9 protein-coding genes and 7 pseudogenes are annotated in these 12412 nt (G+C 62.7%); 10 read left to right on the top strand and 6 right to left on the bottom strand.

Annotated elements, in window-relative coordinates; genetic code table 11:
• Positions 1 to 117, top strand: a pseudogene (locus H9Y04_RS44840) (IS5/IS1182 family transposase); the annotation flags it as partial.
• A gap of 44 nt (positions 118 to 161) precedes the next feature.
• Here H9Y04_RS44840 and H9Y04_RS44835 read toward each other — a convergent pair.
• The gene (locus tag H9Y04_RS44835) at positions 162 to 899 is read right to left on the bottom strand and encodes a helix-turn-helix domain-containing protein (RefSeq protein WP_368858455.1); all 738 of its coding nucleotides are present in this window, start codon (positions 897 to 899) and stop codon (positions 162 to 164) included.
• Between the two features lie 285 nt (positions 900 to 1184).
• Here H9Y04_RS44835 and H9Y04_RS44830 point away from each other — a divergent pair.
• Positions 1185 to 1670: pseudogene (locus H9Y04_RS44830) on the top strand (ATP-binding protein); the annotation flags it as partial.
• A pseudogene (locus H9Y04_RS47390) lies at positions 1613 to 1867 on the top strand (helix-turn-helix domain-containing protein); the annotation flags it as partial. The pseudogenes H9Y04_RS44830 and H9Y04_RS47390, both read left to right, overlap by 58 nt.
• Here the strand turns inward: H9Y04_RS47390 and H9Y04_RS44825 are convergent.
• A pseudogene (locus H9Y04_RS44825) lies at positions 1863 to 2273 on the bottom strand (IS110 family transposase); the annotation flags it as partial. The pseudogenes H9Y04_RS47390 and H9Y04_RS44825 sit on opposite strands and share 5 nt — an antisense overlap.
• A 341-nt stretch (positions 2274 to 2614) precedes the next feature.
• Between H9Y04_RS44825 and H9Y04_RS44820 the strand changes: the two are divergent.
• Together H9Y04_RS44820 and H9Y04_RS44815 are read left to right on the top strand one after the other, a co-directional pair.
• Positions 2615 to 3143: pseudogene (locus tag H9Y04_RS44820) on the top strand (transposase family protein); the annotation flags it as partial.
• A 231-nt stretch (positions 3144 to 3374) separates the two neighbouring features.
• Positions 3375 to 4309 (top strand): annotated as a pseudogene (locus H9Y04_RS44815) (IS110 family RNA-guided transposase); the annotation flags it as partial.
• Positions 4310 to 4339: 30 nt separating this feature from the next.
• Here H9Y04_RS44815 and H9Y04_RS44810 read toward each other — a convergent pair.
• The 3 genes from H9Y04_RS44810 to H9Y04_RS48540 form a co-directional block, all read right to left on the bottom strand.
• Positions 4340 to 5191, bottom strand: a complete 852-nt coding sequence (locus tag H9Y04_RS44810; protein ID WP_187820021.1) for a glycosyltransferase family 2 protein — start codon at positions 5189 to 5191, stop codon at positions 4340 to 4342.
• A gap of 19 nt (positions 5192 to 5210) precedes the next feature.
• Positions 5211 to 6395, bottom strand: a complete 1185-nt coding sequence (locus H9Y04_RS44805; protein ID WP_187820020.1) for a hypothetical protein — start codon at positions 6393 to 6395, stop codon at positions 5211 to 5213.
• 136 nt (positions 6396 to 6531) lie between these two features.
• The gene (locus tag H9Y04_RS48540) at positions 6532 to 7704 is read right to left on the bottom strand and encodes a glycosyltransferase family 4 protein (protein WP_187820019.1); all 1173 of its coding nucleotides are present in this window, start codon (positions 7702 to 7704) and stop codon (positions 6532 to 6534) included.
• Positions 7705 to 7827: 123 nt separating this feature from the next.
• On the opposite strand from H9Y04_RS48540, the gene H9Y04_RS44795 reads away from it, so the two are divergent.
• Positions 7828 to 8928 (top strand): glycosyltransferase family 4 protein, encoded by a 1101-nt coding sequence (locus H9Y04_RS44795; RefSeq protein WP_187820018.1) that lies wholly within the window; start codon positions 7828 to 7830, stop codon positions 8926 to 8928.
• Between the two features lie 122 nt (positions 8929 to 9050).
• On the opposite strand, the gene H9Y04_RS44790 is transcribed toward H9Y04_RS44795, so the two are convergent.
• Positions 9051 to 9296, bottom strand: a complete 246-nt coding sequence (locus tag H9Y04_RS44790) for an LCP family glycopolymer transferase (protein ID WP_187820017.1) — start codon at positions 9294 to 9296, stop codon at positions 9051 to 9053.
• Positions 9297 to 9587: 291 nt separating this feature from the next.
• Here H9Y04_RS44790 and H9Y04_RS44785 point away from each other — a divergent pair.
• The 4 genes and pseudogenes from H9Y04_RS44785 to H9Y04_RS46355 form a co-directional block, all read left to right on the top strand.
• Positions 9588 to 10196, top strand: a pseudogene (locus H9Y04_RS44785) (IS701 family transposase); the annotation flags it as partial.
• Between the two features lie 105 nt (positions 10197 to 10301).
• A complete protein-coding gene (locus tag H9Y04_RS46365; protein ID WP_214662278.1) occupies positions 10302 to 11051 on the top strand; it encodes a transposase family protein in 750 nt (249 codons plus the stop codon).
• A gap of 91 nt (positions 11052 to 11142) precedes the next feature.
• Positions 11143 to 11415 carry a hypothetical protein gene (locus H9Y04_RS46360; RefSeq protein ID WP_214662277.1) on the top strand — a complete coding sequence of 91 codons (273 nt, stop codon included), beginning with the start codon at positions 11143 to 11145 and terminating at the stop codon, positions 11413 to 11415.
• 18 nt (positions 11416 to 11433) lie between these two features.
• Positions 11434 to 12330 carry a transposase gene (locus H9Y04_RS46355; protein WP_214662276.1) on the top strand — a complete coding sequence of 299 codons (897 nt, stop codon included), beginning with the start codon at positions 11434 to 11436 and terminating at the stop codon, positions 12328 to 12330.
• Positions 12331 to 12412 lie beyond the last annotated feature (82 nt).

The following is a 12412-nucleotide window of genomic DNA, read 5'->3' as shown; positions in this document are numbered from 1 at the left end:
ACTGGCTACCGCCGGCTCAGCCCCCGCTACGAACGCCACCCCGCCAACTACCTGGCCATCCTCGGCCTGGCAGCCGCACTGTGCTGCTACAAGCGACTACTCCGCCTCACCACATAGGACAACGTCTAAGAATGGCTCTGCCAAGGTTTCCGTGAAGTCGATCATGGTCTCATCATCTCCGTGACTCTGTGTTGTCGACGGTCGGCTGCGACGAGCAGAACTCGCCTGCGGAGCAAGGGATGCCTGGCACGCCCCGCCATTTGCCGCTTCAGGAGCTTGATGTCCGTGACACGGCCCTCAACACAGCCCGAGTTCCACTCGGTACTCAGCCCGAGTGCGATTGCGTCGAAATCCTTCATGAGGCCGTCGGCGAAGGACCGAAGGAGTCCGGTGGCCGCGTTCAGCTCGGGCCAGCGGGCGAGGATTTCCTTCAGCTTCCGCTGATCTTCCTCACGGAGGTTCTGGGGATTGCGGGTGATCCAGCCGGTCACCTTGCGTATGCCCGGCGGCCTTGGCGGTGCAGGGTCGTCCGGTGACCGGCGAAAACGCTGCAGGTAGTTGCGCACGACGGGGTACGAACCGGTGAAGCCACGTTCGCGAAGCTCGGCGTGGAGTCTGACCGCGACGGTGTGGCCTTCGCGCCATCGTTGGTGGAGGTAAGGCTTGTAGGGGTCCAGGATGCTGGGGAGGTTCTTCCAGCGGCCGGTGGCCAGTTCCTCCCAGGTGCCGGCCCGGGCATATCGACGGACGGTGTTCCGGGAGAGCTCGAGCCGGCGGGCGACGGCCCGCAGACCCATTCCTTGTGCCAGGAGGTCGTGGACGGCGGCATGTTGACGCTCGGCCCGGGCGGCCGGCCGTCCCGCCCGCGAGGTGGGCGGACGTACGACTTCGGGTGCCACCTCCGGGGGCAGGGTCGAAATCCCGCAAGCATGCGCTGTGCTGGCTGACCAGGCGGTTCACGGCCTCAGCCAGGTTGTGCCAGACATGCCACGCAACGGCCAAGTGGACTGCATGCGGAGCACCTGTGCGTGCGCCGTCGGCGTAATGGGGACAGACCCTCCGCAGGGAGCACGCCTCAATCGGGCAAGGCGGCACACTCCTGTCAAGCCACACCGAGGAGGGCACCGAGCCGACGGGGCGGCACATCGCGGACAAGCCACCACGCGAGGGGCAGCAAAATAGCGAGTCTGGAATGGGTCGGCCGACGGGAGAATTTTCATATTTGTGGACCGTCGGGGACGGGAAAGTCGCACTTCACCGAGGCGCTCGAGCAGACCGCGGTCGAGGCCGGCCTGACCGTTGCCTGGTTCACCATCGAGGACCTGGGGATGTTGGTCCGCCGGCACCGCGCGGACGACTCCATCGCCCGAGCCCTCGCGAGGATCGTCCGCTCGGATTTGATCATCGTCGATGACATCGGTCTGTTGCCCGTCTCCGAGGACGCCGCCGAGGGCTTCTACCGCCCTGGTCGATGCCGCATATGAGCGACGCTCGATCGCGGTTTCGAGCAACCTCCATCCGTCCGGATTCGACGTGATCATGCCCAATACCCGGCTACCGCGACCGTCGACCGGCTACTTCATCATGCTCACGTCACGACTGCTCAGGGTGTCTCACCCGACGCCACAGCGAAATCGCAGTTCTGCTGGCCCAACATCCCGAGGGACTGAGCGGCGACGAACTGCTTGTCAAGCTGTACCAAGACGATTCCGCCAGTCCTCTCACACTTCGAGCTGAACTCTCCAGAATGCGCAAGCTATTGGGTCCGCAAGTGGTGCAGTCGCGGCCCTACCGGCTGGGAACTCAGGTGGATGCCGATTTCATGAGAGTGACCCGGCAGCTGGCCTCCGGCGTATTGGTTGGCGCCGACCGGTAAGGATCTTGAGGTCGGTGACGGTCTCGTCGCTGATGCGTAAGGGGTGCAGGTCCCGGCGGACGCGGGTCTGGTCGGCGATGACGGCGGCGTCTTTGGCGTCGGTCTTGCCCTCGCCGCGGTAGCTCTCGGAAGCGCGGTGGATGGCCCGGCCCGAGATGTAATGCACCACCTGGTCGTGATTGAACAGGATGGTGATGGCCAGGACAGCGCCGCCGTCGGCCAGGTCGACGCCCCAGGTCACTTCGTCCCCCAAAGTGCAGACGTCGGTGAGGAGTTCGAGGAGTTCGGGTTCATCGTTGGCGACGCGGCGTGACAGCAGCCTCTCGCCGCTCTCGTCGATCACGACGCAGTGGTGGTGAGTCTTGCCTGCTTCGATACCGGCCCAGATCCTGGCCATGTGGTGCCTCCGTGCGGTGTGGTGCTGGTGCCTCCCGACGGACGACCTTGCTGTCGATTCCCTACTCAGCGATCATTCGCAATTCCTAATTGGCAGCCGAGTCGTCGTGGGGTGCCGGGCGGCCAATCAGTGGAAGCCACTAGCGGCAGAGCCTTTTGAACCACACCCGGCACCCCTGGGTGGGTGAACCATACGAGGGGCTCACCATCTCCCGCAGAACAACGTAGGGAGCCTTTTTCAACCTGAAGGTGTGGTCCAGCAGTTGGTCGGTTCTGCAGCGTGACGAAGCTCCTGGTAGACGGTGTCACGACCAAGATCCACTGTGCTGCCAGGAACTTCGCGTGCTTGTCTACCCGTCCTCGATCGACCTGTCCAGCCGCACTCTGCGGTATCTGACGGGCCAGCTCCGCCTTCGCAGACGGGCGATCGGCACCCGATGGCGGCGCCTGACGGTCGGTCGACAGGCGCTCCTCGCCCTGGCTCACCTGCGGTGCGGCGACACATACGCCCAGCTCTCGGCAGGATTCGGCATTGGCGTCGCGACTGTCTACCGCTACATACGCGAGGCCGTCGATGCTCTGGCCGCGCTCGCTCCGAGCCTCGCCGAGGTAATGAAGACGACCCGGACGAAGGCGTTCGTCATCCTGGACGGCACCTTGCTGCCGATCGATCGGGTCGCCGCCGACACCCCGTACTACTCCGGGAAACACAAGCGCCACGGCATGAACGTGCAGGTTCTCACCAACCCGGTCGGCAGGCTGCTGTGGGTCTCACCCGCGCTGCCTGGCTCCACGCACGATCTCGCGGCCGCCCGCACGGCACCGGATCGTCGACGCTCTGGAAGCAGCCGGGCTCAAGTGCTGGGCCGACAGTGATGATGGGTGATGGCGTCACCAACCGACCCGTCCCTCGGGCTGACTGACCGGAATCTCATGTCCTTGCCTTGATCCGTCGATCTGTTGATGACGCCATCGCGCGTGGCCGGCCAGGGGCATCGTGACTTCATAGGGGCTTGTGAGGAAGTCCCGTCACTGTCGTGTCCGCCTGCCTCGACTGGCGCGTGTTGCCCGGTCAGCACGATGAGAAGGCAGCAGCTCCAATATGATCGACCAGCAGCCCGAGAACGAAGTCGTCGCCGGAGTCGACACCCACACCGACACCCACCACGCCGCCGTCGTGGACCCGCTGGGACGTCCTGTCGCCGACCGAGAATTTCCCACGACCACCCAGGGGTACCGCGCCCTGTTGTTGTGGATCACACTATTCGGCTCTGTACAAGCAGTGGGTGTGGAATGCACGGGCTCGTACGGCGCCGGACTGACTACGGTCCTCAGCGCGGCCGACCTGGTGGTGGTCGAGGTCAACGTCCCCGACCGAGGTACCCGCCACGCCCGCGGTAAATCCGACCCGATCGACGCCTATGTCGCCGCTCGCGCAGCAGCCTCAGGGCGAGCTACGGCCGTCCCCAAGTCCCATACTGGAACGGTGGAAGCCCTGCGCCAGCTGCGTGTGGCCCGCGCGTCCGCGATCAAGGCTAGAACCCAGGCGATCAACCAACTCATCGGCCTGCGGGTATCTGCTCCCGAACCTCTGCGGGCATCGCTCACAGGGCTTACCCGTACCACCCTGGTCAACTGCTGCCTTCGGCTGCGGCCGGGAGCGGATCTCGCCTGTCCCGTCGACGCCGCCCGTTGTGCGCTGCGACAACTGGCGCGTCGCATCCGCATGCTGACCGAGGAGACCAACGAGGTCACCGAACGCTTGGCAGTGCTCACCATGTCCGCCGGGCCTTTGGCGTGGGCACCGAGACCGCCGGGCAGCTGTTCGTCACGGCTGGCGACAACCCTGAACGCCTGCGCACATAGGCTGCGTTCGCTGCTCTGTGTGGTGCCGTGCCAGTTCCGGCTTCCTCGGGACGCACCGACCGACATCGACTCAGCCGCGGCGGGGACCGCCAGGCCAACCGCGCCCTCCACATGATCGCGGTGGTGCGGATTCGCTACTGCCCTCGCACTCGCGCCTACGTAGCACGCCGCACCCAGGCCATCCTCGTCCTTCACCACGCATCAGCGTGAGGTTGGAAAAGGCTCACTGCGTCGGTCACGCGGATACCGATGCACGTATCCTTTCAATCTCCCCACCATCTGCTTGCGGCAGCGGAGAAGGGTTGCGCGATCTTGTTTCACAAGGGCGAGCAAGCAACCTGCGATTGAACGCGTCACCCAGTAAAGCAACCGGCATGGATGCCGATGCTTGCGCAGCACCCGCCCCAACCCTTGAGAGTAGCTCTGAATTCGATCCGGATCTTCAGATTCCGTACTATTCCTATGCTTCACCGCGATCCTCGGCTCGTAAACCAACCCCACCTTCTCCTTCAAGGCTCGCAAAACGTAGTCTGTCTCCTCTGCTGCACCGAAAGGTGTGCCTGCGCCGGCGCCAAGCTCTTCGTCGAATTCACCAATCTGCCGGATGGTGCGCTCAGCGAAGAATAGCGTGGCACTGGTTGTTGTACGGGCGATATTTCGAGAATTGATCCGGCACGCATTAATCGGCCACCGCAACATGAACGGCTCGCCCTCAGGAGACACCAGCTGCCCAGAAACCCCTCCCCATGTTCCCGCCTCAAACTTTCCACTCACCACACTCAAGACACCTGCCGGATACCAGCAATCGTCATCCGGAAATGCGACGATCTCGCCGCGAAGGTGCCGCATGCCACGGTTCCTCCCCCGGCTTAGCCCGCGCATGACGGGCTCATGAATATACTCCCCCTTACCGGATTCGATCCATGGCTGAAAGACCGAAAGTGAAATCTTTTCCGGCGCCTGTTCAACCACCGTGATGAATACTTCTTCACCTTGGTTGGACACGCTTTCAAGGAAACGGCGAAGTTCGGACGGTCGCCCCACGGTGCTCACGATGAGATGAAATCGAAAGTCACACATTCTTGCCCCACGATCTAGATAGGTTCGCCTCAAGCCAAGACGAATTCGACGAATCATTGGCCACCCAAGCGGCAAGCTGTAGGAGAATCGCCAGGTAGGTAATGAAGAACAGAGCAATCCAGAAATCGCTCCGCCCCAGAGTGAGTAGCGATGCCCACACTGTCACCGAGAGAGCAGGAGCAAAGCTTCGACAAGTCAACGCAAGGAAAATCAAAGCGTTCACTAGAATTGCAAAAACGATTTCATGCGGAATGAACCCGACGAGAGACTCCGCTTCCGCGTAGATACTTCCACCATACGCCACGTTTGAAATTCCGAATCGATAGAAGGCCTCACCGAAAACAATCGGCTCTCCGGGGCGCACTGGTCCGGGTATCAGGAACTGACTGCGATCCCAGAAACTTCCGGCGAAATCGGCTGGAATCTCCCTCATTGCGATTGAGAAATGCAGGTGCTGCGGCAGCACGAACTCGTGGAACGCATCAAAAATGTCCCCCGTGTACAGCACGGGCGCGATAATGAATCCTACAGCCGCAAGAAGTGGGAGGAGCACTTTTCGCCAGGTGACATTGCGTAGAACCAGAAAAGCGACCGCCCCGCCTGCCAGGATCAGCTCCTTGCGACTTCCGACGAGGATAAAGGGTGTCCAGCAGAAGGCCAAGAACGTCAAACTGATCCAGCGATGCTGCCGGTTGACTACTCCAACCATGGCGATTATTGACGCGGCGATCATCGGGAGCTGCAGATTCTGGTCCGTGCCAACGGCCAGCGCGGATGCATAGGTCCGTCGCTCGCTAGCCAGCACTTCCGCGACACCCACCTGGAGCAGAGACATCCAGCTCATCGCCCCCAGTACGGCAAGCGTCGCAAACACGACGATCCGTACCGGGGGGAATTTCATGCAATCGGCAAGCGCATCCCTGGTTCGCGCAAACGCAACTGCCAAACGTTGATGAACTCGTGCCGCACCGAAGCAGATTTCCATCATTCCGTAGGCCACGATGGTTGCTCGAATATCATGGTTAGATACGCTGGCAACCAATTCGGGCGTGGGGAACGGCGGATACCAAACGTCTCCATACACGCCCACAAACCAGGCCGACGAACTGTAAAGCGTCAGCCCTACGAAGGGCACGGCAGCCAGTGCGGTCCGCTTATTGATCAGTTGAACGAGCAAGAGGAGGGACCATAGACTCAAGAGCGCTGGGATAGACATCCGCGATCCGAACACCACGAGAGTCGCCGCGCTGGCGACTGCGAGAACGCGACGGTTCATGTCCATCAGAGTTGTTGGCCCAAGTCTTGACGGCAGGTCAGGTCGCATCAACAGCGTGGATCTGTGATCCATCGTTCTTCAGTCCTGCCATGAGTTCGTAAATTTCCCGAAGGCGCCTACCTTGATTTTCAGCGCTGCAATCACGTAGAGCTGTGCGCACTGCACGGAGATGCACTCGCCGTTCTTCTGATGCCTCTTCACTGGAAACCTCCGTCAGACGCAGCGCCGTTTTGGCTAGCTCGACCGGGGAGCGGGCGAGATTCGGCAAGCTGAGGCTCTCCAAAGCTGGAATGGACCGTGCCACGACTACAAGGCCGGCTTGCGCAGCTTCGATTACACTCAGCGGCGCTCCCTCCCATGCCGCCGTGTGTACATACGTTGTCGCGGAGCCGAGAAGAGCTAGCGCCTCCGACCGTGGCAGCCATCCCGTGACCTCCACCCCGGCCGTTCGAAGCAATTCCTGAGCGTGCTCGTCCCCACCTCCCACCCAAATCCACTTTGACTTTCCACCCATAGCTGACGCGGCACGTGCCGCGTCAGCGAAGAAGGCGGGGTCCTTTTGCGGCGAGATCCGCCCAACGGTGACTATTCGGGGTACTCCAGCCGTTGAGTTTGAGGCACATACCGAATTGACTGGAGCTCGGTTGGGGACATACCAGACTTGCTGATCGCTTCTGAGTGACCGCGCCAAAATGGATTCTCTTGGGCTGACCGCAGCAACGATTCCAGTTCTGTGAGCCAGCACCTTCTCAGCCCATTCTGCGGCCGTACGCGCAGCCCGCGACAAATCGCGTCGCTCGAAAGCGTAACAGTGCGGTGTGTATGCAATCTTGACACTGGGAACCGTGAGGCAAGAGCGAACGTAGAAGCCAGCATACGAAGAGTGAGCATGCACGATGTCGGGCTGAATCAGTGAATACGCGGAAGAAATTGCTCGGATCCTCTGCAGATGCCCTGCCGGCATCCGGAGCGTTCCCACGAGGTTCGAGGGGAGAGGCTGCTGCGTGTCTACATTGGCGGGCGCGGCGACAAGCAACCAATGATCATACTCGGGTGTTACCTCAAGATAGTCAGCCACTGCGGAGATCACACCACCCCCCCACGATTCAGACACATGGAGCACCTGCGGTCGACGCCTGCCAGCAACAGGGTCGCCGCTTGCAGGCAGGGCTGTCGAGACCTTCGGTCTTGAGCTGCCGATCTTGAACATGTTCACCTAATACTGTCAACTTTCGGGCTACAAACCATCAAAAGATGATTTGCTGTACTTGCGCAAATATAGCATGATACCCCTATCAGTCCGCCCCATGCGTGCGAACCTGGAGCACTCCACATGACCCGAATATCGATGCCGACTCCCTCCCTCAACGTCGCGGTGAGCGCCAAAGCCTTCACGTCGAACCTGGGCGGTAACACGTCATATGCACGGAGCATCTATGGGCAGCTGGAGCACCTCGGGGTAAAGCCTCACCTACTTACGCCTCCTCAGCCTCAATGGACGGGCATTAGGCGGAAGGTCCTATACACGGCCGCGGAGAGTTTCATGTGGCCTCGGCGCTCCTCCTGCCACGACATGGACGTGCTGCACTACCCGACCGACACCGGTGCTTTGGTGCCCTCGGTGGCACCGATAGTCGCCACTGTGCATGGAGTGGAGGACGCGCCCGTGCCTGGTCTCAAGCGATCACTGTGGAAGAAGTTTTGGCTGGCGAGGGTGCGGCGCCTCCTGAAGGTTGCCGACACGGTGATCACAGTCTCTAGGCACTCCGCCATGGAGATCGAAGCGGCCTTCGGCTATCCCTCGTCTCGAATCCATGTCATTCCTCATGGTGTTGCCCACGACAGGTTCCACCCAGACAGTTCGCGTGATGCTTCGGTGATCGGTCACCTCGGCCTGCCCGAGCGCTTCGTCTTCTATCTGGGCAATCTCGACCCTCGAAAGAACGCTCACCTTCTAGCACAGGCCATCAACGACCCCCTACTGGCTTCTTTTGATGTACAGCTCGTTGTCGCGGGGGGCTCGTTCTTGGGCTCCGAAGCTTTGGAAAGATCCCTTCACGCCGATCCGCGGGTCAAGCATTTGGGGCAGGTGCCAGACGAGTGGGTCGCCCCGCTAATGCGAGCCGCCGACGCTTATGTGCTCCCCTCGGCGCACGAGGGATTCGGCATGCCAGTGCTGGAGGCGATGGCGTGCGGAACGCCTGCCATCGTGTCGGATCGCGCCGCACTGCCTGAGGTTGCTGGCGACGCGGGCAGGGTGGTTAGTGAACTCACCGGGTGTGGTATCGCCAAGGCCCTTCATTCCGTGCTGGCGGATGAAGATTACGCAGCCGAAATTGCTGAACGTGGCATTGAGCGAGCCAGCCGCTTCACCTGGGAGGAGTCGGCAGCACGACACTACGAGATTTTTGAGAGTGTTAGCCAACGGCGGTAGAAGATCCTTTTGGCGATTCCGCACAGCTAGGATCGCCACTGCTGCATGCAGCAACATCCGGCATGGGCGCCTGCGCCGGCGGCTGGCGGAGACCTCAACGAGCCTGTAGCGGTGATTCCTTTTCAGATACTGCCGGCTAGCCTATCGTCGGGGAACACTGGGAGCGTGATCGCCTCTATCGACTCCGGGTCAATACCACCCTGCACGCTCTGTGCGTAGCGCGTCAGCCCGGGAAGAGATGCCAATTCAGAATCTGTGGTTAGGGCCTTCGTAAGCGAATCGGTGATCTTGTATGTTTTGGCGAGATTTCCCAAGAGGTCCTGCTTCTTGATCTCTGCAAGCAAGGATACCAAGAACTTCTGCTGCATCCCGATTAGCGCCGTTCAATTTATGAGTTCCGGCGGGAAGGCTGAATCCACTCAAGGAATTGTTGACATCCTCCTCTGTCCTCTGTGGTTACGGTCCCCCGTTATGTTTTCCGCGGTCCTACAAGAGGGCCGCTGGCCTCCGGGCCCGACATGGCTGTGTCCCCCTGTCGAAGGCATGACAATTCCGTTGCTTTGCCGGTAGTCCGCTAAACCCGGCGGTAGTTGGGCTTGACGCCTGTTCGGGGCCCTCATAGAGCGGGAGGGAGGACCGTTTCGCTCGAGGAGAGAGCGATGACTGAGCGACGTGTCTGCCCACCTGCACCGGGTCCGCTGGAGGAGTACGCGGAGCGTTTTGACGACCTGTTCGTCTGGCTGGCCCAACGCCGGGGATTTCGCGAGTACTTGACCGGGCTACGCGCGCCGCAGGACCGGAACAAGACGCTGACCTGCTTGGCCGGCGTTGAACCGGTGACCGGATCGAAGGACGCAGCCGTGCAGCGGCTGCAGTTCTTCTTGTCGGAGTCCACCTGGGACGCGGCAAAGATCAACGACCGGCGCCTTGAGCTGATCCGCGCTGATCCGGCCACCGCCCCGCACGATCGGGGTGTGCTGGTCATCGACGACTCCGGGGACCGTAAGGACGGCACGGCCACCGCGCACGTGGGCCGGCAGTGGCTGGGCCGGCTGGGCAGGACCGACAACGGCATCGTCACGGTCACCACCACGTGGACCGACGGACGGGTGTATTGCCCGCTGCACGCCCAGCCCTACACCCCCGCTCACCACTTCCGCCGCGGCCGGAACGATCTGGACCTTCGCACCAAGCCGCAGATCTCCGCCGAGCTCGCCGCACGGGGCAAAGATGAGGGCTTCGCCTGCTGTCGGCGTACAAGCTCATGCGGCCCTGGCAAGATTTTCGTGAAGCGGGGGTGTGCCTCCGTGCGCTGGTGACGCTCCGTCACTCGTGGCGGCACCGTCGGCGAGTGTGATGACCTCGTACGGATCGTGTCTCCGCATCTGGATGTGGTGCGGGTGGAGCGGGTGTGGGTGGAGAACGGTGCGGTCTGTATCTCCGCCCGTACCCGCGAGTTGCCGGTGGGCTGCCCGGATTGTGCAGCAGTTGCTGTGCGGGTGCCCAGCCGCTATGTCCGCACGCTGGCCGACCTCGCCGTCGGCGGCCGTACGGTATCGGTCGGGCTGTCGGTGCGGCGGCTGTTCTGTGACAGCCTCGACTGCGGCCGTCGGACGTTCGCCGAGCAGGTCGAGGGGCTGACGGTGCGCTATCAGCGTCGCAGTCCGCAACTGCAGCATCTGGCGGTGATGGCGGCGGTGTTGCTCGCCGGCCGCGGCGGCGCCCGACTGCTGCAGATCTTGAACGTGCCGCTGTCCCGCACCAGTGTGCTGTTCCATCTGAGGCGTATGCCGCCAGCCGCCATGCCGCGTGTGCTGGGCGTGGACGACTTCGCGCTGTACGCAGATATTTGCGGCACACTCCTGTCGATGCCGACACCTGGCTCCTCCTCACACTCTGGGCGGGACGGGACGGGACGCCTAGCAGCTGGCTGCCTGGCTTCGAGAACATTCCGGCGTCGAGGTCGTCTGCCGCGACGGCTCGCTTCGATTCCGGCAGGGCATCAGCGACGGCGCACCGGGCCCCAAGGTCAGCGACCGCTGTCACTTGTGGCAAGGACTCTCCAAGCGGGTCGCGGACATTGTTGCCGCGCATCGCGGCTGCCTGTCGGCCGCAGTGCCTGAACCCAAAACCGTCATGTCGGCATCCCCGTCCGACCCGATCGACACGCCAGCCCGCCGCCACGCGAAGCGACTGTTCGCGACAGTGCACGCGGTGACCGACACCGGACGCACGATCAATTCGGCAGCCCATGAACTGGGCCTGGAGTGGCGCACGGTGAACAGGTACGCCCGTGCCGCCGCCTGGCAAGACCACGTACGTCGGTCGCGACCGCGTCAGCCCACTGCCCTGGATCCCTACCTGGACCACCTGCGGCAACGCTGGGACGAGGGCGAGCACACCGCGAAGTTGCTACACCAAAAACTGCTCGCCAAGGGCCAGCACGGCCACTACCAGCAGGTCAAGATGGCCCTAGTGCCCCTGTAGCGCGGCCTGCCGATCGACATGCCGCGTGAGCGGCCGCCCTCGCCCCAGCACGTCGCCCGCTGGATCATCACCGCGCCGCCGAGGTGCGGACTGCACACCAGCGAGCGGCTGGACCGACTGCTCGCGCACTGCCCGGAGTTGAACCAGGCACACGACCTGGTCCAGGACTTCGCCGCCATACTCGAGACCCAAGACGCCGCACCACTGCCGGACTGGCTGGAGAGGCTCGCCACCTCGCGGCTTGCTCCCTTGACCAGCCTGGCCAAGGCCATCCGCGAGGACCAGCCAGCGGTCGACCAGGGCATCACCACCCCGTTCAACTCCGGCGTCAACGAAGGCCGGATCACAGACCGCGCCGGCGTCCCCCTTCTCCACCCACCGCGTCGTGCTCATGGCCCACCTCAGACGACGCCTCGAATGACGGAGCGTCACCAGCGCACGGAGGCACACCCCCGCTTCACGAAAATCTTGCCAGGGCCATCTGAGGTCGTACGCGGACACCCGATCGTGCGGCAGCCCCGTGACCTTGAGCCGGTGCAGCCCCAGGAAGGCCATGCACTCCACGCGCACCAGGCCGAACAAGCAGGCCAGTCAGCGTGCCCCCTCTTCCGCCACGGACGCAGCCGTCCGTCCGGGCCGAGCACACGTGGCCGTGCTTCCCGCCGCGTGGCCCAGGCCGTCCGGGACGATCTCTGCATCGGCATGTTCGCTGAACCTGTTTCTCGTCATGTTTGTATGCCTGCGAGCCAGGACCTGTCCATGATCCTGGTCCTCGACGCGGACAGTGAAGGGGGGCGGCTCCAGCACAGCTGCCAGGTTGTTGGTGGGCTGTGTGGGTTTGGTTGGGGCCCCGGAGACGTGTGGTGTCTTCGGGGCCCCGGGTGGTGTGTGCGGTTGGGCGCTAGCGGCGCGTGAAGGTCACGGTGTCCTGGGTGGTCTTGCCGTTGGCGGTCTGGGTGGCGGTGAAGGCGTAGGTGCCCGGGGGCAGGGCCAGTTC

It is taken from the genome of Streptomyces polyasparticus, from assembly GCF_014493765.1.
GTDB lineage: Bacteria > Actinomycetota > Actinomycetes > Streptomycetales > Streptomycetaceae > Streptomyces > Streptomyces polyasparticus.
This window is presented reverse-complemented; position numbering and strand designations above follow the sequence as displayed.

What these genes read in the sequence shown, in the direction of transcription:
- H9Y04_RS44795 (WP_187820018.1), top strand. Translation starts at nt 7,828, where the DNA reads ATGACCCGAATATCGATGCCGACTCCCTCCCTCAACGTCGCGGTGAGC.
- H9Y04_RS46355 (WP_214662276.1), top strand. Translation starts at nt 11,434, where the DNA reads ATGCCGCGTGAGCGGCCGCCCTCGCCCCAGCACGTCGCCCGCTGGATC.
- H9Y04_RS44790 (WP_187820017.1), bottom strand. Translation starts at nt 9,296, where the DNA reads ATGCAGCAGAAGTTCTTGGTATCCTTGCTTGCAGAGATCAAGAAGCAG.
- H9Y04_RS48540 (WP_187820019.1), bottom strand. Translation starts at nt 7,704, where the DNA reads ATGTTCAAGATCGGCAGCTCAAGACCGAAGGTCTCGACAGCCCTGCCT.